The 18,328-nt window shown below is 51.9% G+C and carries 19 protein-coding genes; 10 read left to right on the forward strand and 9 right to left on the reverse strand.

Going from position 1 to position 18,328, the window contains the following annotated elements; all coding sequences use genetic code 11:
• Positions 1-115: 115 nt before the first annotated feature.
• A complete protein-coding gene (cysM, locus tag IB196_RS06625) occupies positions 116-1,027 on the forward strand; it encodes a cysteine synthase CysM (protein ID WP_040233513.1) in 912 nt (303 codons plus the stop codon).
• A 72-nt stretch (positions 1,028-1,099) separates the two neighbouring features.
• Here the strand turns inward: cysM and IB196_RS06630 are convergent, their stop codons facing one another.
• A complete protein-coding gene (locus IB196_RS06630) occupies positions 1,100-1,834 on the reverse strand; it encodes a type 1 glutamine amidotransferase (protein ID WP_040233515.1) in 735 nt (244 codons plus the stop codon).
• A gap of 13 nt (positions 1,835-1,847) precedes the next feature.
• Positions 1,848-3,140 carry a transcriptional regulator PtsJ gene (gene ptsJ, locus IB196_RS06635; protein WP_188232133.1) on the reverse strand — a complete coding sequence of 431 codons (1,293 nt, stop codon included), beginning with the start codon at positions 3,138-3,140 and terminating at the stop codon, positions 1,848-1,850.
• Positions 3,141-3,222: 82 nt separating this feature from the next.
• Between ptsJ and pdxK the strand changes: the two genes are divergently transcribed.
• A complete protein-coding gene (gene pdxK, locus IB196_RS06640; protein WP_188232132.1) occupies positions 3,223-4,089 on the forward strand; it encodes a pyridoxine/pyridoxal/pyridoxamine kinase in 867 nt (288 codons plus the stop codon).
• The gene (locus IB196_RS06645) at positions 4,086-4,325 is read left to right on the forward strand and encodes a hypothetical protein (protein ID WP_005121950.1); all 240 of its coding nucleotides are present in this window, start codon (positions 4,086-4,088) and stop codon (positions 4,323-4,325) included. The genes pdxK and IB196_RS06645 overlap by 4 nt, the downstream gene beginning before the upstream one ends.
• A 134-nt stretch (positions 4,326-4,459) precedes the next feature.
• Here the strand turns inward: IB196_RS06645 and crr are convergent, their stop codons facing one another.
• The 5 genes from crr to cysZ form a co-directional block, all read right to left on the reverse strand.
• Entirely contained in the window at positions 4,460-4,969 is a 510-nt protein-coding gene (crr, locus tag IB196_RS06650) for a PTS glucose transporter subunit IIA (RefSeq protein ID WP_000522253.1), read from the reverse strand.
• A 40-nt stretch (positions 4,970-5,009) separates the two neighbouring features.
• On the reverse strand, positions 5,010-6,737 hold the full coding sequence (gene ptsI / locus IB196_RS06655; protein ID WP_005121951.1) for a phosphoenolpyruvate-protein phosphotransferase PtsI: 1,728 nt from the start codon (positions 6,735-6,737) through the stop codon (positions 5,010-5,012).
• A 45-nt stretch (positions 6,738-6,782) separates the two neighbouring features.
• The gene (gene ptsH, locus IB196_RS06660) at positions 6,783-7,040 is read right to left on the reverse strand and encodes a phosphocarrier protein Hpr (RefSeq protein ID WP_002913505.1); all 258 of its coding nucleotides are present in this window, start codon (positions 7,038-7,040) and stop codon (positions 6,783-6,785) included.
• A 383-nt stretch (positions 7,041-7,423) separates the two neighbouring features.
• Positions 7,424-8,395, reverse strand: a complete 972-nt coding sequence (gene cysK, locus IB196_RS06665; RefSeq protein WP_005121957.1) for a cysteine synthase A — start codon at positions 8,393-8,395, stop codon at positions 7,424-7,426.
• 163 nt (positions 8,396-8,558) lie between these two features.
• Positions 8,559-9,320 carry a sulfate transporter CysZ gene (cysZ, locus tag IB196_RS06670; protein ID WP_086523404.1) on the reverse strand — a complete coding sequence of 254 codons (762 nt, stop codon included), beginning with the start codon at positions 9,318-9,320 and terminating at the stop codon, positions 8,559-8,561.
• Between the two features lie 230 nt (positions 9,321-9,550).
• Between cysZ and zipA the strand changes: the two genes are divergently transcribed.
• The 3 genes from zipA to IB196_RS06685 all read left to right on the forward strand — a co-directional run bounded on the left by zipA (position 9,551) and on the right by IB196_RS06685 (position 12,871).
• A complete protein-coding gene (gene zipA / locus IB196_RS06675) occupies positions 9,551-10,564 on the forward strand; it encodes a cell division protein ZipA (protein ID WP_188232131.1) in 1,014 nt (337 codons plus the stop codon).
• 71 nt (positions 10,565-10,635) lie between these two features.
• Entirely contained in the window at positions 10,636-12,651 is a 2,016-nt protein-coding gene (gene ligA / locus IB196_RS06680) for an NAD-dependent DNA ligase LigA (RefSeq protein WP_040231460.1), read from the forward strand.
• Between the two features lies 1 nt (position 12,652).
• Positions 12,653-12,871 (forward strand): DUF3820 family protein, encoded by a 219-nt coding sequence (locus IB196_RS06685; protein ID WP_003038102.1) that lies wholly within the window; start codon positions 12,653-12,655, stop codon positions 12,869-12,871.
• Here IB196_RS06685 and IB196_RS06690 read toward each other — a convergent pair.
• The gene (locus IB196_RS06690; RefSeq protein ID WP_005121286.1) at positions 12,868-13,869 is read right to left on the reverse strand and encodes a bile acid:sodium symporter family protein; all 1,002 of its coding nucleotides are present in this window, start codon (positions 13,867-13,869) and stop codon (positions 12,868-12,870) included. The genes IB196_RS06685 and IB196_RS06690 overlap by 4 nt on opposite strands.
• An 89-nt stretch (positions 13,870-13,958) precedes the next feature.
• Between IB196_RS06690 and IB196_RS06695 the strand changes: the two genes are divergently transcribed.
• Positions 13,959-14,885, forward strand: a complete 927-nt coding sequence (locus IB196_RS06695; RefSeq protein WP_149692257.1) for a LysR family transcriptional regulator — start codon at positions 13,959-13,961, stop codon at positions 14,883-14,885.
• A 21-nt stretch (positions 14,886-14,906) separates the two neighbouring features.
• On the opposite strand, the gene IB196_RS06700 is transcribed toward IB196_RS06695, so the two are convergent.
• Positions 14,907-15,671, reverse strand: coding sequence for an outer membrane protein OmpK (locus IB196_RS06700; protein WP_005121288.1), 765 nt, complete (start codon positions 15,669-15,671; stop codon positions 14,907-14,909).
• A gap of 256 nt (positions 15,672-15,927) precedes the next feature.
• On the opposite strand from IB196_RS06700, the gene xapA reads away from it, so the two are divergent.
• The 3 genes from xapA to IB196_RS06715 are packed head-to-tail and all read left to right on the forward strand — an operon-like array spanning position 15,928 to position 18,289.
• Positions 15,928-16,761 carry a xanthosine phosphorylase gene (gene xapA, locus IB196_RS06705; protein ID WP_188232130.1) on the forward strand — a complete coding sequence of 278 codons (834 nt, stop codon included), beginning with the start codon at positions 15,928-15,930 and terminating at the stop codon, positions 16,759-16,761.
• 58 nt (positions 16,762-16,819) lie between these two features.
• On the forward strand, positions 16,820-18,076 hold the full coding sequence (locus IB196_RS06710; RefSeq protein WP_149692259.1) for a nucleoside permease: 1,257 nt from the start codon (positions 16,820-16,822) through the stop codon (positions 18,074-18,076).
• 54 nt (positions 18,077-18,130) lie between these two features.
• Positions 18,131-18,289: a DUF1427 family protein gene (locus tag IB196_RS06715; protein ID WP_005121292.1), complete on the forward strand. Its 159-nt coding sequence runs from the start codon at positions 18,131-18,133 to the stop codon at positions 18,287-18,289.
• The last annotated feature ends 39 nt before the right edge of the window (positions 18,290-18,328 follow it).

Consider the following 18,328-nt stretch of genomic DNA (forward strand, 5'->3'; position numbering starts at 1 on the left):
TTAATTTGCAGGTTTATCGCCCGGTGGCGCTATGCTTACCGGGCCTACCGCATATGCCGTGATTTTGTAGGCCGGGTAAGCGCAGCGCCACCCGGCTTTTTATTGGACAGCACTCATGAACACATTAGAACAAACGATTGGCAATACGCCTCTGGTGAAATTACAACGTCTGACGCCGGATAACGGCAGTGAAATTTGGGTCAAGCTGGAAGGCAATAATCCTGCGGGTTCGGTGAAAGACCGCGCCGCGCTGTCGATGATCGTCGAAGCGGAAAAGCGTGGAGAAATTCAGCCGGGTGATGTGCTGATCGAGGCAACCAGCGGCAACACCGGGATTGCGCTGGCGATGATCGCCGCGCTGAAAGGCTATCGCATGAAGCTGTTAATGCCGGACAACATGAGTCAGGAACGCCGTGCGGCGATGCGTGCCTACGGGGCTGAACTGGTTCTGGTGACCAAAGAGCAGGGGATGGAAGGAGCGCGTGATTTAGCTCTGGAAATGGCGCAACGCGGCGAAGGAAAACTTCTGGACCAGTTCAACAACCCGGATAACCCATACGCGCATTACACCACAACCGGCCCGGAAATCTGGCAGCAGACGTCAGGCCGCGTTACCCATTTCGTTTCCAGTATGGGAACAACAGGCACCATTACCGGCGTGTCGCGTTTTCTGCGTGAACAGGAAAAATCGGTCACAATCGTGGGTCTGCAGCCGGAAGAGGGCAGCAGTATTCCGGGAATTCGCCGCTGGCCAGCGGAGTATATGCCAGGCATTTTTAACGCCTCGCTGGTGGATGAAGTGCTGGATATTCATCAGAACGATGCGGAAAACACTATGCGTGAGCTGGCCGTTCGTGAAGGCATTTTCTGCGGTGTCAGCTCTGGCGGCGCGGTGGCGGGGGCGTTACGCGTGGCACGTGCTACACCTGGAGCCGTGGTGGTGGCGATCATCTGCGATCGCGGCGATCGCTACCTTTCGACCGGCGTTTTTGGCGAGGAGCACTTTAACCAGGGCGCAGGGATCTAATTTGTTTGCCTGATAAGCGTAGCGCCATCAGGCAAACATACGACACGATCACCGGATAAGACGTTACGTGTTTTATCCGGCCTTCAATGATGAATCGTTACGGTTCTCTACCAGTTTATCCAGGAACTGCCACAGTTTTTCATTCATCTGCTGGTAATCCCATTCGCGCATTTCAGCGACAGAGCGGATAAAACGTTTTCCTTTGGCCTCTGCTAACTCTTGTTCTGAATGCTGAATCAGCCCCTCGATTGCTTCGGCGGTAAATTCCATATGACACTGAAAACCATAAACGAAATTACCGTATTGTACGATTTGTCGCGGGCAGCCCTCGCTGGCGGCAAGAATTGTCGCCTGATCGGTTAATCCCGGCATATCGTTGTGCCAGTGACCGACGGTAAGCGGTGAACCAAAATGGCTGAACAACGGATGCTGTTGGCCTGCTTCGGTCAGAGCGATCGGGTAGTGGCCAATCTCTTTTTCCGGGCTCTGGCATACTTTCGCACCCAGCGCTTCACCGATTAACTGCGACCCCAAACAGATCCCCACCACAATTTTGCGTGCTGAAATCGCCTGATTGATCAGGTGCTGTTCAGCCTGAGAGTCAAAATACGGGCACTCTGCCAGCGTGGTGCGTGGAGACTGCGGACCGCCAAAGACGACCAGCATATCGAAGCCATCGGCATTGGCGGGAACCGATTCTCCGGCGTAAACCTGTGACCAACTGATGGTATAGCCACGTTGTTCTGCCCACGGCAGATACGCGCCAGCAGATTCAAAAGACTCATGAATAACAAAATGAACTCGCACTTTTTCTCTCCTGTTAGCGCTTTTGCGCCTGATGAATATCAGCCGCCAGCTTATAAATATCGCTGTCGTTTAAGGTCGACAGCGTAATGCGCAGACCGTGCGATGGTGTATTCACACCAAACACCTCACCTTCGCGTACCAGCCAACCGGATTTTGCCAGGGCAAAAGCAAGTGATTGACTGTGGTGCGACAGAGGCAGCCACAGATTCAGACCATCAGCGACGGGCAGATCAATGCCATATCCTCTGAGAGCGGTGGTCAGTTTTTGCTGCTGTGTTGCGTAAAACTGCTGAGTCTGCACCAGCTTATGTTGATATTCTTCGTCGCTCAGGCAGGCGCAGGCTAAATCCTGAAGCAGATGGCTGACCCACTGACTGCCGGAGTTGAGTCGCAACCGCAGTTTTGCTGAAGTAACCGGATCGCTGGCAACGATGGCAAGGCGTAAGTCCGGGCCTAATGTTTTAGACATCGAACGGATGACGGCCCAGTGGGTGGTTTCTTTTGCTATCACCGGATACCAGCGGCAAGCGGACAGCAGCGCAAAGTGGTCGTCGACAATAACCAGCGTTTGCGGATAACGGGCCAGGATTTCCTGCAATTGCGCCGCGCGGGATGCGCTCAGGCTGCATCCCGTCGGGTTATGGGCGCGCGGCGTCATAATCACCGCCCGCGCACCTTTTTGTAGCGCAATTTCCAGCATCTCTGGCTGCATGCCTTCGTGGTCAACGTTGACAGGATTTGCTGAGAATCCGGCATACCGCAGCATATTGATGCTGCTCAAAAAGCACGGATCTTCTACGACAACGCTATCGCCAGGCAGTAAATGGGCGCATAGCAGACGTTCAATGGCGTCAATAGCGCCGCTGGTGATATCGATTTCTCCCTTGCCTGGCATTGCGTCCTGCATCCATTGCGCGGCCCACGCTTTAAGACCGGGTGATACGGCGGCATCGCCGTATAAACGCGGATTCTTATTTATTTGCACGAAATAACGGCTGAGGTCTGGAAGACGCGAAGGCGCTGGATTACCGCCGGAAAGATCGACGAGCGCGGTATCCGGATTGCCACCTTCCAGCGCAACGGGGGCAGATATTTCTTTGATCACTGTGCCATTGCGTCCGAGGCTCTGCGCCAGTCCGGAGGTGACAAGGCGTTTATAAGCCGCCGCGACAGTATTACGGTTAACGTTCAATGCTGTTGCTAGTTCACGCACCGGCGGCAACGTTTCTCCTGCTGCCAACGTGCCTGTAGCGACATGTTGACGAATACTGTCAAAAATTTCGTTAGCGGTTTTTCCGTCGATCATTATTGACCTATGACAAAATGAATTTTAGCATATGACGATAATAGTGAGGCGATAGCCCGCTGTCCAGCGAGAGGAGAGATTTATGGAGCAGGGGAGTGATATTCAGTCAGTGCTCTTCGACGACAAGCATCGGGCGTTACAAACCGATATCGTCGCCGTCCAGTCACAGGTGGTGTATGGCAGCGTAGGCAACAGTATCGCCGTCCCAGCCATCAAAGCGCAGGGATTACGCGTCACTGCGATCCCAACGGTACTGTTCAGCAATACACCGCATTATGAGACCTTTTATGGTGGTGTTATCCCGGCCGACTGGTTTAGCGGCTATCTTCGCGCCTTAAATGAACGCGATGCGTTACGTGAGTTAAAAGCGGTGACCACGGGGTATATGGGCAGTGCGGAACAAATCGCTCTGCTGGCACAGTGGCTGGAGACCGTTCGGGCTACCCACCCGGATCTGTGTATTCTGGTCGATCCGGTGATTGGCGATACGGACAGCGGCATGTACGTAAAGGCCGAAATACCGCAGGCGTATCGCAAGCATCTGCTACCGCTGGCACAGGGACTGACGCCAAACGTGTTTGAGCTGCAGATATTGAGCGGTAAACCTTGTCGCACGCTGGATGAAGCGATATCGGCAGCCAAATCGCTGCTCACCGATACGCTGAAATGGGTGGTAATCACCAGCGCACCGGGAGAAACCGAGGCGGTCATTCAGGTTGCCGTCGTGACAGCTGAAACGGTTGAGGTGCTAGCCCATCCGCGGGTGAAAACAGACCTGAAGGGGACCGGCGATCTGTTCTGCGCTGAACTGGTGAGCGGTATCGTGTTGGGAAAACCACTTACTGCTGCCACGCACGATGCTGCACAGCGCGTGCTGGAAGTGATGACGTGGACCAACCAGTGCGGTTGTGATGAGTTAATTCTGCCACCGGCAGGGGAGGCGCGATGAAGAGTTACCGGCTGGTGGTTCGCCAGAATGGGCGTATGGTTGGACATTTTGACACCAGCGGGACAACGGCGCTGGAAGATATCTGCGTGGCGCGAGCCATGTTTGGTATTGCAGGTGGTTACGACTGTGAGTTGTTGGTGGCGGATTCGGAACGGCGGATGCTGGAGAGCGGGCCGGAGGGCATGAAAATCCTGATGCGTGAGGCGTATTATCGACCGATGACCGCGCACATTTAATGGCGGATGGCGCTACGCTTATCCGGCCTACGATACGAGATTCTTTGTAGGCCGGATAAGCGTAGCGCCATCCGGCAAGGTATTGCCTGATTGCCGGATGGCGGCGTAAACGCCTTATCCGGCCTACGCAAGAATTACTTCTTGATGCGGATAACCGGGGTTTCACCCACGGTCACGCTACCGGACAGTTTGATCAGTTCTTTGATTTCGTCCATGTTGGAGATAACAACCGGAGTCAGGGTAGACTTGGCTTTTTCTTCCAGCAGCGGCAGATCGAATTCAATAACCGGGTCGCCCACTTTCACGCGCTGACCTTCTTCAGCGATACGCTTAAAGCCTTCGCCTTTTAGTTCAACGGTATCAATACCGAAGTGAACAAACAGCTCAATGCCGCTGTCGGATTCGATAGAGAAAGCGTGGTTGGTTTCAAAGATTTTGCCGATGGTGCCATCTACAGGGGCAACCATTTTGTTACCGGTTGGTTTGATAGCAATGCCATCACCAACGATCTTTTCAGCAAAAACTACATCCGGCACGTCTTCGATGTTGACGATCTCGCCAGAGAGCGGAGCAACAATCTCAATAGTTCCGGTGTCTTTCTTATCATCAGAAACCAGAGATTTCAGTTTATCGAACAAACCCATGATCTTCTCCTAAGCAGTAAATTGGGCCGCATCTCGTGGATTAGCAGATTGTTTTTTCTTCAATGAACTTGTTAACCAGCGTCATTAACTCGTCCGTTGTCGGTTGAGCAAGAGCCTGCTCTGCTAACACCTTCGCATCTTCGAAGTTCGTGTTACGGATAATCTTCTTAATGCGCGGGATAGAAATGGCGCTCATAGAGAATTCGTCCAGACCCATCCCCAGCAACAGAAGTGTAGCACGTTCGTCGCCTGCAAGCTCACCACACATGCCAGTCCATTTGCCTTCAGCATGAGAAGCATCAATAACTTGCTTGATCAGCGTCAGCACAGATGGCGACATTGGTTGGTAAAGGTGTGAAATCATATCATTACCACGGTCAACTGCCAGGGTGTACTGCGTTAAATCATTGGTGCCGATACTAAAGAAATCAACTTCTTTGGCTAAGTGACGCGCAATTGTTGCCGCAGCCGGTGTTTCCACCATCACGCCAATCTCAATGCTTTCGTCAAATGCTTTACCTTCGTCGCGCAGTTCCTGTTTGTAGATTTCGATCTCTTTGCGCAGTGCGCGCACTTCTTCAACAGAGATGATCATTGGGAACATGATGCGCAGTTTGCCGAAAGCAGAGGCACGCAGGATAGCGCGAACCTGGTCACGCAGGATCTCTTTACGATCCATGGCGATACGTACGGCACGCCAGCCCAGGAACGGGTTCTCTTCTTTCGGGAAGTTCATGTACGGCAGCTCTTTATCGCCGCCGATGTCCATGGTACGGACGATGACCGCCTGAGAGCCACAGGCTTCAGCCACGGCTTTATACGCAGCAAACTGTTCTTCTTCAGTCGGCAGCGATTCACGGTCCATGAACAGGAATTCGGTGCGATACAGACCTACGCCTTCAGCGCCATTACGCTCAGCGCCTTCAACGTCACGAACGGTACCGATGTTGGCACACACTTCAACCTGGTGACCGTCCAGCGTGATAGCCGGCAGATCTTTCAGCTTAGCGAGTTCCGCTTTCTCGGTAGCAACCTGCTCCTGAACGGCACGCAGTTGTTCGATAACGTCGTTAGTTGGGTTGACGTAAACCTGATTGTTTACGGCATCCAGAATCAGATAGTCGTCGTTTTTCACCTGAGAGGTGACGCTACCGGTACCGACGATGGCAGGCAGTTCCAAAGAACGCGCCATAATTGAGGTATGAGAGGTACGTCCACCTGCGTCAGTAATGAAACCCAGCACCTTTTCGAGGTTCAGCTGTGCGGTTTCTGACGGGGTCAAGTCAGCGGCAACCAGGATAACTTCTTCCTGGATAGCGCTCAGGTCGATAATTGCCAGACCCAGGATGTTACGCAGCAGGCGTTTACCGATGTCACGTACGTCAGCCGCACGTTCTTTCAGGTATTCATCATCCAGCTCTTCCAGGGCTGTGGCCTGACCTTCGATAATCTCATGTGCAGCTGCGTCAGCCGTCATGTGCTTATCTTTAATCAGGGCTATGATTTCCTGCTCCAGCTCCTCATCTTCGAGCAGCATGATATGCCCTTCAAAGATGGCTTCTTTTTCTTCACCGAATGTTTCACCAGCTTTGGTTTTGATCGCTTCCAGTTGCGCAGATGCCTTGGCACGACCGCTCAGAAAACGTTCAACTTCCTGATCAACCTTGTCGGCAGAAATTTTTTTCCGGTCAATGACGATTTCGTCTTCTTTCAGCAGCAGTGCCTTGCCGAAAGCGATACCCGGGGATGCTAAAATGCCTGAAATCATAACCCTACCTTACTTGTGACTGATATTTAAAAGAACTCGTTGAACTTACTCGAGTTCAGCCATCAGTTTAACCAGATGCTCAACTGCTTTCTGCTCGTCTTCGCCTTCTGCGGAAAGGGTAACAACGGTGCCCTGAGTCAGGCCCAGAGTCTGCAGCTTAAACAGGCTTTTTGCGCTAGCGCTTTTGCCGTTGGAAGTCACAGTGATTTCAGATGTAAAGCCTTTTGCTTCTTTAACAAATTGAGCAGCAGGGCGAGTATGCAGACCGTTCGGAGCGGTAATGGTAACTTCTTGCTGGAACATTATATTTCCCCAACTTATAGGTTTAGTGTTGTGGAACTAAAGTCTAGCCTGGCGGTTCAACTTTAGCCTGTATTGTTAGCGCCGACGTAAACAGGACGCGACACAAAAGGAGTTCGGTGCAATCCGTTGCTGGCAACTTCTTGCCGCTGACGTTTCGTTCGTCATTAAACATTATGCCGCGAAAGGAAGAGTTGAACCAAATCATAAAATCGATTCAGCTAGCGCTTTTCCTGTAACGATTAATTTCGCGCATCAAAATAATTAGTTTGGTTAAATACCAGTTCCGACGGGTTGAATCAATGCCAGGTGGATTGAAACTTTGAAGCAGGCCACAAAAAAGCACCCAAAAGGGTGCTTTTTTACGCGTTTTTAACATGCTGGCATTACTGTTGCAGTTCTTTCTCAGTGAAGAGATCGGCAAACAGTGCTGTGCTCAGATAACGCTCACCCGATGACGGTAGAATAACCACTATATTCTTATTGGTAAAGGATTCATCTTCCTGGAGCTTAAGCGCGGCAGCAACCGCAGCACCTGAAGAGATACCTGCCAGAATACCTTCTTCTTCCATCAGGCGGCGCGCCGTGGAAATCGCTTCATCATTGGTGATGGCAACCACTTTATCGATAAGCTTCAGGTCAAGGTTACCAGGAATGAAGCCTGCGCCAATGCCCTGAATTTTGTGCGGACCCGGTTTCAGCTCTTCGCCCGCCAGCGCCTGGGCTATAACCGGAGAATCTGTCGGCTCAACGGCAACGGTGATGAGGTCCGTTTTGCCCTTGGTTCCTTTAATGTAGCGGGTCACCCCGGTCAGCGTACCGCCGGTACCTACGCCTGAGATAAACACATCAACCTGACCATCGGTATCTTCCCAGATTTCCGGGCCGGTGGTTTTCTCGTGGATTTCCGGGTTAGCCGGGTTGCTGAACTGCTGCAGCAGCAGGAATTTTTCTGGGTCGCTGGCAACAATCTCTTCTGCCTTTTGAATCGCGCCCTTCATGCCTTTCGCGCCTTCGGTCAGCACCAGGTTTGCACCCAATGCCTTCAGCAACTTGCGACGCTCAATGCTCATAGTTTCAGGCATCGTCAGGGTGAGTTTGTAACCACGGGCGGCAGCAACGTAGGCCAGCGCGATCCCGGTGTTACCGCTGGTCGGTTCGACCAACTCAACGCCCGGCTTCAGTACACCACGTTTTTCGGCATCCCAAATCATATTGGCACCGATACGGCATTTGACGCTGAAGCTCGGGTTACGTGACTCCACCTTCGCCAGAATGCGTCCGTTACCGATACGGTTCAGTCGAACCAGCGGCGTATGACCGATAGTCAGCGAGTTGTCTTCAAAAATCTTACTCATGGCCTGTCCTTAACTGTATGAAATTGGGATACCGCTTCAGCATACCTGTTGAGAAAGTATGGGGAAGTAAGGATTTAGCATATCTATATTCAGAAAGGAAATATTCGACGTCAGTATGGAATAAGGGACGGCATAAGCCCCCCCTGTTTTACACATTTTTGCATTACTTCCATAACGCGTGTTTAGCACGGTAGCAGTCTACCCACATCGCCGTGGCACCACAAACCGCGACTGGCATGATGAACAGATTGAGCACCGGGATCATCGTAAACAGACTGGTTAGCGCACCGAACTGCATGTTGGTGACTTTGCGTGTGCGCAGGGCGATACGCATCTCTTTAAAGGGCACTTTGTGGTTGTCGAACGGATAATCACAATATTGAATAGCCAGCATCCACGCGCTGAACAGGAACCACAGTACAGGTGCGACGGTCTGCCCCACGCCGGGGATAAAATAGAGGAGCAGTAACACAAAGGCGCGCGGAAGATACCACGCCAGCTTTTGCCATTCGCGCTTCATAATACGCGGCACGTCTTTCATGATGCCAAGAACGCCAGTGTCAGGCGGCGTCGCGCCTGTCAGGCGGGCTTCGAGTTGTTCTGCCAATAAGCCGTTAAACGGTGCGGCAATCCAGTTGGCGATGGTAGAGAACAGGTAGCCAAACACCAGTAGCACGGAGATCGTGACAATCGGCCAGAGCAAATAGCTAAGCCACTGTAGCCAGTTCGGGACGTGGCTCATCAGCGCGGGGATCCAACTGTCCAGTTGCGTAAACAGCCACCAGAATGCGCCGCCCATCAGCAGAATATTCACCAGTAAAGGCAGGATAACAAAGCGACGAATTCCCGGTTGAGTGATGAGTTTCCATCCCTGAGAAAAGTAGTAAAAACCGCTGCGAGGTACAACTGCAGATGATGAAACCATGGTCAGGACATACTCCTTGTTATATAAGCTCTGGTAAACTTTGCGTATCTTACCGGGTTGTTGAGCGTTAAGCTGTTCGGAAATGTTCGAAAAAACAGCAAAAAGCACAATTTTGTTCATCTTTATGCTGTGAAAGCCAAGAGTACACTTGCACTTGGCGTAATCGACAAATACTCTTAGTGAGTAAATGTTTGCCGTGGTGGCAAGGTGTTAGAACAACAGAGAATATAATGATGCAGGATTTGCGTCTGATATTAATCATTGTTGGCGCGATCGCCATAATCGCTTTACTGGTACATGGTTTTTGGACTAGCCGTAAAGAGCGGTCTTCTATATTCCGCGATCGCCCACTGAAACGCATGAAGTCTAAACGTGATGACGAGGACTCCTACGACGACAACGTCGAGGAAGACGAAGGCGTGGGCGAAGTCCGCGTGCATCGTGTGAATCATGCTCCCGGTAACGTGCAGGAACATGGTGTTCCTCCTCAGTCGCCGCAACACCAGTACCAGCCGCCTTATGCGTCTGCTCAGCCGCGTCAACACGCGCAGCAGCCTGCACAAGCGCCGGTACCGCCGCAGCATGTTCAGCAGCCGCAGCAGCCCGTACAACCGCAGCAGCCAGTGCAACATCAGCCTGTTCAGCAGCAACCTGCGCAGCAGCCGATGCAACATCAGCCCGTCGCCCCGCAGGTTCAGCAGCCCGTGCAGCAAGCACCGCAATCTGCGCCACAGACCTTCCAGCCCGCAGAGCCTGCCGTTGAACATCAACCGCAGCCTGAACCGGTTGTTGAAGAAGCGCCCGTTGCTGAAAAACCGCAGCGTAAAGAAGCGGTCATCATTATGAACGTTGCGGCGCATCATGGCAGCGAGCTCAACGGTGAAGTGTTGCTCAACAGCATTCAGCAGGCTGGTTTTAAATTTGGCGATATGAACATTTTCCATCGTCATCTCAGCCCGGATGGTAGTGGCCCGTCGCTGTTCAGTCTTGCCAATATGGTTAACCCAGGGACGTTTGACCCTGAGATGACCGGCGATTTCAGCACGCCGGGCGTCACTATCTTTATGCAGGTTCCGTCCTATGGCGACGAGTTGCAAAACTTCAAGCTGATGCTGCAGTCCGCACAGCACATTGCCGATGAAGTGGGCGGTGTGGTGCTCGACGATCAACGTCGTATGATGACGCCGCAGAAACTGCGCGAGTATCAGGACCGCATCCGCGAAGTTAAAGAATCTCACGCCTGATTTTCCTCTGGCGTGACCTCTCCTTTCTGAACCCCCGCCTGTCGGGGGTTTTTTATCATTGATGGTGTGATATGCAATCTATAGAACAACAACTGAATGAACTGCGAGCGACGCTTCGCCATCATGAATATCTGTATCATGTTTTAGATGCCCCGGAACTGCCGGACGCGGAGTATGACCGCCTGATGCGTGAACTGCGTGAACTGGAAGTGCAGCATCCTGAACTTGTCACGCCCGATTCACCCACCCAGCGCGTAGGTGCCGAGCCGCTGGCGGCGTTCAGCCAGATTCGCCATGAAGTGCCGATGCTGTCGTTGGACAACGTTTTTGACGAAGAGAGCTTCCTTGCTTTTAACAAGCGCGTTCAGGACAGACTGAAGAGCACGGATAAACTGACCTGGTGCTGCGAGCTTAAGCTGGACGGCCTGGCGGTCAGTATCCTGTATGAAAACGGTATGTTCGTCAGCGCCGCGACGCGCGGTGACGGCACCACCGGCGAAGACATCACTTCGAACGTCCGCACTATTCGTGCCATTCCGCTGAAGCTGCGCGGAGATAATATTCCGGCTCGCCTGGAAGTGCGCGGCGAAGTGTTTATGCCACAGGCCGGGTTTGAAAAAATCAACGAAGAAGCACGCCGCACTGGCAACAAAGTGTTTGCTAACCCGCGTAACGCGGCGGCCGGGTCACTGCGTCAGCTCGATCCACGTATTACAGCGAAGCGACCGCTTACTTTCTTCTGCTATGGCGTCGGCGTACTGGAAGGCGGCGAGTTGCCTGATACCCATCTGGGTCGCCTGCTGCAATTTAAAGCGTGGGGGCTGCCGGTGAGCGACAGAGTGGCGCTTTGCGACTCTCCGGAGGAAGTACTTGCTTACTATCATAAGGTTGAAGAAGACCGACCGACGCTGGGATTCGATATTGACGGCGTGGTTGTCAAAGTCAACTCCATGGCGCTGCAGGAGCAACTGGGCTTTGTTGCCCGCGCACCGCGCTGGGCGGTAGCCTTTAAGTTCCCGGCGCAGGAACAGATGACTTTTGTTCGTGACGTTGAGTTTCAGGTCGGTCGTACCGGCGCGATTACGCCCGTCGCCCGCCTTGAGCCGGTGCAGGTGGCTGGCGTGCTTGTTAGTAACGCAACGCTGCATAACGCTGACGAAATCGAGCGGCTGGGTTTGCGGATTGGCGACAAAGTCGTTATTCGCCGTGCGGGTGATGTCATCCCGCAGGTGGTGAACGTTGTACTTTCCGAACGCCCGGAAGATACGTGTGAAATCGAGTTCCCCACTCATTGTCCGGTGTGTAACTCTGACGTTGAACGCGTGGAAGGCGAAGCCGTTACTCGCTGCACTGGCGGTTTAATCTGTGGTGCGCAGCGTAAAGAGTCGCTCAAACACTTCGTTTCCCGTCGTGCGCTGGACGTTGACGGGATGGGCGACAAAATTATCGATCAACTGGTCGAGAAAGAGTACGTGCACACACCAGCGGATCTGTTCACGTTGACTGCAGGTAAGCTGACCGGCCTTGATCGAATGGGGCCGAAGTCGGCGCAAAACGTAGTGAATGCGCTAGAAAAAGCGAAAGAGACCACGTTTGCCCGTTTCCTCTACGCGCTGGGTATTCGTGAAGTCGGCGAAGCGACGGCTGCAGGTCTGGCTGCATACTTCGGTACGCTGGATGCGCTGGAAGCGGCTTCCATTGAAGAGCTGCAAAAAGTACCGGATGTGGGCATTGTAGTGGCCACTCACGTGTTTAACTTCTTTGCCGAAGAGAGCAACCGCGAGGTGATCGTTCAGTTACTGGCGCAGGGTATTCACTGGCCAGCGCCGGTGGTTATCAACGCTGAAGAAATCGACAGCCCGTTTGCCGGTAAAACGATTGTGCTGACCGGTAGCCTGAGTCTGATGTCGCGCGATGATGCCAAAGCGCGTCTGATCGAGCTGGGTGCGAAAGTGGCGGGGAGCGTGTCGAAGAAAACCGATCTGGTGATTGCGGGGGAAGCGGCGGGCTCTAAACTGGCAAAAGCGCAGGAGTTGGGCATTGCCGTGATCGACGAAGCTGAAATGATCCGCTTGCTGGGTGCTTGAGATGGAAAAAGAGCAGCTGGTTGAAATCGCCAATACCGTGATGCCTTTTGGAAAATATAAGGGGCGTCGGCTGATTGACGTGCCGGAAGAGTATCTGCTGTGGTTTGCCCGTAAAGATGAATTTCCACCGGGCAAACTGGGTGAGCTAATGCAAATCACGCTGCTGATTAAAACCGAGGGGCTGACACAGTTGGTACAGCCCCTGAAACGCCCGCTTTAAGCCTTCGCGGCGCGGGTATTCTGCTGCGCCGCCTGTAATGCGTCCGTCTGGCGCTTATAACGACGCGCCAGAACCGCACAGACCATCAGCTGAATTTGATGGAAGATCATCAACGGCAGCACCATCATACCAATCACCGAAGTCGGGAACAGAATATTGGCCATGGGGATCCCGTTCGCCAGGCTCTTTTTCGACCCACAGAAGACAATGGTAATTTCATCGGCTGTGTTGAAGCCGCATTTGCGCGCAACAAAGACGTTGATACCAATTACGATGGCCAGTAATACAAGGCTCACAATCACAATAAACAGCAGTGAACCGACCCCAACTTTGTGCCAGATCCCGTTCACGACCGCCTCACTGAAAGCGGAGTAAACCACCAGCAGAATGGATGACTGGTCCGTTTTGGCGATCCATTTTTTATGGCGCGATACCCAGTCGCCAATCCATGGACGTGAAAGATGCCCGAGTACGAACGGCAGCAGCAGTTGCAGCATGATTTTCCCTACCTGCTCCAGGCTGCCCTCTGCACCATGCATATTCATCACCAGTCCGACCAACAGCGGCGAGAGGAAAATACCCAACAGGCTGGAGGCCGAAGCGGAGCACACGGCGGCGGCAACGTTACCGCCCGCCAGTGACGTAAAGGCAATTGCCGATTGCACCGTGGCAGGCAAAATGCACAGGTACAAGAAACCCGTGTAGAGCATCGGATCAACGTTGACCGGTGCCCACCAGGCAAACAGGACGCCCAGCACGGGGAAGACCACAAAGGTGCTGCACATGACCCACAGATGTAAACGCCAGTGGCTACCGCCGGCAATAATTGCCTCACGCGAGAGCTTTGCGCCGTGCATAAAAAAGAGCAGCGCAATAGCGGCGGTGGTTAGTCCTTCAAAGAAAGGAACAAAGCCGCCCTCGGCCGGGAAAAATGACGCCAGCAAAACGACGGTAATCAGCGTAATCGTGAACGGATCAAGGATACGAAAAAGTTTCATAAAAGCTCCTGAAATTCGGTACTCACATTTTGCGTTTTTCCATTTGAGAAATAAAATTGATTTATTGCATCTATATATGAATCGAATCGATGAATTATTCTTTGCGCCAATTACGCATCTTTGTCACCGTCGCTCAGGCCAAAAGTTTTAGCCGGGCGGGGGATATCATCGGCTTAAGCCAGTCGGCGGTTAGTCATAGTGTAAAAGAGCTGGAAGGGCAGACGGGGGTCCGGTTACTGGATCGTACAACGCGCGAGGTGGTACTGACGGAAGCCGGACAGCAACTGGCGGCACGGCTGGAACGCATTCTGGATGAACTGCACGGTACGCTGCGTGAAGCCGGTCAGGTTGGTACGCAGTTAACCGGTACGGTGCGTGTGGCTGCCAGCCAGACGATTTCCGCGCATCTCATTCCGCAGTGTATTGCGCAGAGCAACCAGCTTTATCCGGCAATCGATTTTGTCCTGCACGACAGGCCACAACAATGGGTACTGGAGAGTATTCGTCAGGGAGAGGTGGATTTTGGCATTGTGATTGACCCGGGAGCCGTGACCGATCTGCAGTGTGAAGCGGTGCTATCGGAGCCGTTTTTGTTGTTGTGTCGTCAGGATCACCCGCTCGCTCATCGGGAATGGATTAACTGGCAGGATCTGCAGCATGAGCGCCTGGTTTTGCAGGATTATGCCTCCGGTAGCCGACCGCTGATCGATGCAGCGTTGGCCCATTTTTCCATTGATGCCAATATTGTTCAGGAGATTGGTCATCCCGCCACGCTGTTCCCGATGGTTGAAGCGGGGATTGGCATCAGCGTGTTACCCGCACTGGCGCTCCCCTTACCGCAGGGTAGCCACTTGCAGGTTAAGCGCCTGACGCCGGTTGTGGAACGACAACTGATGCTGGCTCGACGTAAGAACCGCTCTTTATCAACCGCTGCTCAGGCGCTGTGGGACGTGGTGCGCATGCAGGCCAGTGAATTAACCGCTGGTCGTGCCCGCGATCCGTTGTATCAAATCTAACTATCTGGCTGATGTAATGCGTTAAAACAGGTATTTGATGGAGTAAATAATACCGTCCTGCAAGAAGGATTCCCCCAGTTTATTATCGGCGTAGCGGTATTGAATGCCGGCGGTCAGATGCGGGGTGGCGTTCCACCAGAATGCGACCGCGCCATTAATGCCGTCTTTACCACCATTACCTGCGGCGTAGGTTGCATCGCGATCAAATTCGTACTCATTCCAGTTCGTCACACTGAATTTCTCACTGCCCAGCAAGAAGCTATATCCAGCCACCCAACCCATCACATAACCGTTATCCCCTGTGTAATAGGTCTGGTCGGTATAGCGCTTGGCAAAGAAGGGTTTAAACCAGTAGCCGTTACCTGTGAAGTTATAGCCCAAACCATAGAGAAACATATCATCATGAAAGTTAGCGCGATTCGGTGAGCCGTAAGTTCCGTAGGCATGGAGATAGAGGTTTAGCCCCGTATCCCCCAGATAGATACGGTTGGTATTTTTGAAGGTGTAGCGTTGTTCGCTACCGGGTTTTGCGTGACGAGCATTGTAGAAATTCTCCCAGTCGAAGAATCCGTACATTTCCCCCCAGCTAAAGTTTGCACCGCCTTCAAGTTCCAGATAACCAAAATCATCTTTGTGTGATTTTTTACTGGTTTTTTCTGTAGTCTCTGAGGTCCAGTCGAGGTAATGCAGGCCAATATCGGCGAATCCGCCTTTAAATTCCGCATGGGATAGTGCGGGAATAATGAGTAAAGAAGAGAGTGCCAGAGTGAGAAGCTGTTTTTTCATCGCATATTTTCCTATGCCGATTTTTATTAATGGTTTAACGAACAAGTGAGTAATTTATAAGAATAAAATCGGCATATTGTTAATGCGGAAAACAAACAACCACCAATACTGTTTTGTCCGGGTATTAATACAGGATGGATCTAAATCCACCGATATCGAATGACTATTGATAAGGTACGAAAAGTGTATTGGTCAGCATGGTGTGAACGTCGTTATAAAAAGGAGTCAAATTTAACCTGATAGAAAAAGGATATTTATGCCTCACGCTCTCTTTTCTCATAATCCTGAGTATTGTGTTGATATTATTCGCGCGTACAAACCGGGTTTTACCCCTCGGGTGGCGTTTATTTTAGGTTCCGGGCTTGGTGCGCTGGCGGAGCAAATTGAGAATGCGGTCGCCATTTCCTATGAAAAACTACCTGGCTTTCCTGTCAGCACCGTCCACGGACACGCAGGAGAGCTGGTGCTCGGTCATCTGGCCGGTGTGCCTGTTGCCTGCATGAAAGGTCGTGGTCATTTCTATGAAGGCCGGGGTATGACCATCATGACCGACGCGATTCGTACTTTAAAATTGCTGGGTTGTGGAGTGCTGTTCTGCACCAATGCGGCGGGGTCTTTGCGTCCAGAAGTCGGTCCGGGGAGTCTGGTGGCGTTACACGATCATATCAACACCATGCCAGGTACGCCGATGGTAGGTGCGAATGATGATCGTTTTGGCGAGCGATTCTTTTCGCTGGCGAATGCCTATGATGCTGACTATCGTGCAATCCTGCAAACCGTTGCCGCAGAAGAAGGTTTCCCGCTGAGCGAAGGCGTATTTGTCTCTTATCCGGGGCCAAATTTTGAAACGGCGGCAGAAATTCGCATGATGCAGATTATTGGTGGCGACGTGGTAGGGATGTCCGTTGTGCCGGAAGTGATAACTGCTCGTCATTGCGGTCTTAAAGTCGTTGCCGTATCCGCGATTACCAACCTGGCGGAAGGACTGGGCGATGTAAAACTCTCCCATGCGCAAACGCTGGCTGCGGCGGAACTTTCGCGACAGAACTTTATCAATCTTATTTGCGGCTTTCTGCGCAAAATTGCCTGATAAAAACAACATAAAAGACCTCGGAGATGAGGTCTATTGATGCGATAAGGAAACGATGATGAGCATCACTTCTCGCTTAAAGGTAATGTCCTTTTTGCAATATTTTATCTGGGGAAGTTGGCTGACGACCCTCGGATCTTACATGATTAATACCCTGAGTTTTACCGGTGCAGACGTTGGTATGGTGTATAGCTCCAAAGGTATCGCGGCGATTATTATGCCCGGTATTATGGGGATTATTGCTGATAAATGGCTCAGAGCGGAGCGCGCTTATATGCTCTGCCATTTGGTTTGTGCTGGCGTACTTTTCTACTCCGCCTCGGTCACCGACGCCGATATGATGTTTTGGGTGATGCTTATCAATGCGATGGCCTTTATGCCAACCATTGCCTTATCCAATAGCGTCTCTTACTCCTGCCTCGCGCAGGCGGGTCTTGACCCGGTGACTCGTTTTCCCCCCATCCGCGTGTTTGGCACGATAGGCTTTATCATTGCTATGTGGTCGGTCAGTCTGCTGCATCTTGAGCTGAGTAACCTGCAACTTTATATTGCCTCCGGGGCCTCGTTAGTGCTGGCGGGTTATGCGTTGACGTTACCAAAAATTCCGGTAGCAGAGAAAAAAGCCACTGCAACGCTTGCCAGTAAACTCGGGCTGGATGCGTTTGTATTATTTAAAAATCCGCGTATGGCCATTTTCTTTCTCTTTGCCATGATGCTGGGCGCGGTATTGCAAATCACCAACGTCTTTGGCAATCCGTTCTTACATGATTTTGCCCGTAACCCTGAGTTTGCCAACAGCTTTGTGGTGAAATATCCGTCTATTTTACTGTCCGTTTCGCAAATGGCTGAGGTCGGATTTATTCTTACCATCCCGTTCTTCCTGAAGCGGTTTGGTATTAAAACGGTGATGCTGATGAGCATGCTGGCATGGACGCTGCGCTTTGGTTTCTTTGCTTTTGGCGACCCGTCACCAATCGGTTTCATCCTGCTGCTTATGTCGATGATTGTCTACGGTTGTGCATTTGACTTTTTCAATATCTCGGGGTCAGTGTTTGTCGAGCAGGAAGTGGACTCCAGCATTCGCGCCAGCGCTCAGGGGCTGTTTATGACCATGGTTAATGGCGTGGGAGCCTGGGTGGGGTCGATCCTGAGCGGGATGGCGGTGGACTATTTTTCTGTCGATGGCGTCAAGGATTGGCAAACTATCTGGCTGGTATTTGCGGGGTATGCATTATTTCTCGCTGTGCTATTTTTCTTCGGGTTTAAATACAAACATGACCCGGATAAAATAGCGAATCGTGCGGTTGCACATTAAAAAGGATTAGCAGCTCTGGTTGTCAGGGCTGCTTTAAATTATAAAGGATAGTGCGTGAAAGAAATATTTTTCTCTTCGGGTGTTGGTTTTGGCATTGGGGCCATTTTTACATTATTACGATTACCTATTCCTGCTCCAAATGTATTACCGGGAATATTATCAATTGTATTTATGTATATAGGTTATCTGGTGGTGAAGTACTTTATGCCATGATAACGTGATGGATCCTTATCACCGCTGCGGAGTGCTTAA

Source organism: Citrobacter sp. C6_1 (assembly GCF_014596835.2).
Taxonomy (GTDB): domain Bacteria; phylum Pseudomonadota; class Gammaproteobacteria; order Enterobacterales; family Enterobacteriaceae; genus Citrobacter; species Citrobacter pasteurii.

What these genes read in the sequence shown, in the direction of transcription:
- zipA (WP_188232131.1), top strand. Translation starts at nt 9,551, where the DNA reads ATGATGCAGGATTTGCGTCTGATATTAATCATTGTTGGCGCGATCGCC.
- ligA (WP_040231460.1), top strand. Translation starts at nt 10,636, where the DNA reads ATGCAATCTATAGAACAACAACTGAATGAACTGCGAGCGACGCTTCGC.
- IB196_RS06695 (WP_149692257.1), top strand. Translation starts at nt 13,959, where the DNA reads ATGAATTATTCTTTGCGCCAATTACGCATCTTTGTCACCGTCGCTCAG.
- xapA (WP_188232130.1), top strand. Translation starts at nt 15,928, where the DNA reads ATGCCTCACGCTCTCTTTTCTCATAATCCTGAGTATTGTGTTGATATT.
- IB196_RS06690 (WP_005121286.1), bottom strand. Translation starts at nt 13,869, where the DNA reads ATGAAACTTTTTCGTATCCTTGATCCGTTCACGATTACGCTGATTACC.
- cysK (WP_005121957.1), bottom strand. Translation starts at nt 8,395, where the DNA reads ATGAGTAAGATTTTTGAAGACAACTCGCTGACTATCGGTCATACGCCG.
- ptsJ (WP_188232133.1), bottom strand. Translation starts at nt 3,140, where the DNA reads ATGATCGACGGAAAAACCGCTAACGAAATTTTTGACAGTATTCGTCAA.
- cysZ (WP_086523404.1), bottom strand. Translation starts at nt 9,320, where the DNA reads ATGGTTTCATCATCTGCAGTTGTACCTCGCAGCGGTTTTTACTACTTT.
- IB196_RS06645 (WP_005121950.1), top strand. Translation starts at nt 4,086, where the DNA reads ATGAAGAGTTACCGGCTGGTGGTTCGCCAGAATGGGCGTATGGTTGGA.
- crr (WP_000522253.1), bottom strand. Translation starts at nt 4,969, where the DNA reads ATGGGTTTGTTCGATAAACTGAAATCTCTGGTTTCTGATGATAAGAAA.
- IB196_RS06685 (WP_003038102.1), top strand. Translation starts at nt 12,653, where the DNA reads ATGGAAAAAGAGCAGCTGGTTGAAATCGCCAATACCGTGATGCCTTTT.
- IB196_RS06710 (WP_149692259.1), top strand. Translation starts at nt 16,820, where the DNA reads ATGAGCATCACTTCTCGCTTAAAGGTAATGTCCTTTTTGCAATATTTT.
- ptsI (WP_005121951.1), bottom strand. Translation starts at nt 6,737, where the DNA reads ATGATTTCAGGCATTTTAGCATCCCCGGGTATCGCTTTCGGCAAGGCA.
- pdxK (WP_188232132.1), top strand. Translation starts at nt 3,223, where the DNA reads ATGGAGCAGGGGAGTGATATTCAGTCAGTGCTCTTCGACGACAAGCAT.
- IB196_RS06700 (WP_005121288.1), bottom strand. Translation starts at nt 15,671, where the DNA reads ATGAAAAAACAGCTTCTCACTCTGGCACTCTCTTCTTTACTCATTATT.
- ptsH (WP_002913505.1), bottom strand. Translation starts at nt 7,040, where the DNA reads ATGTTCCAGCAAGAAGTTACCATTACCGCTCCGAACGGTCTGCATACT.
- cysM (WP_040233513.1), top strand. Translation starts at nt 116, where the DNA reads ATGAACACATTAGAACAAACGATTGGCAATACGCCTCTGGTGAAATTA.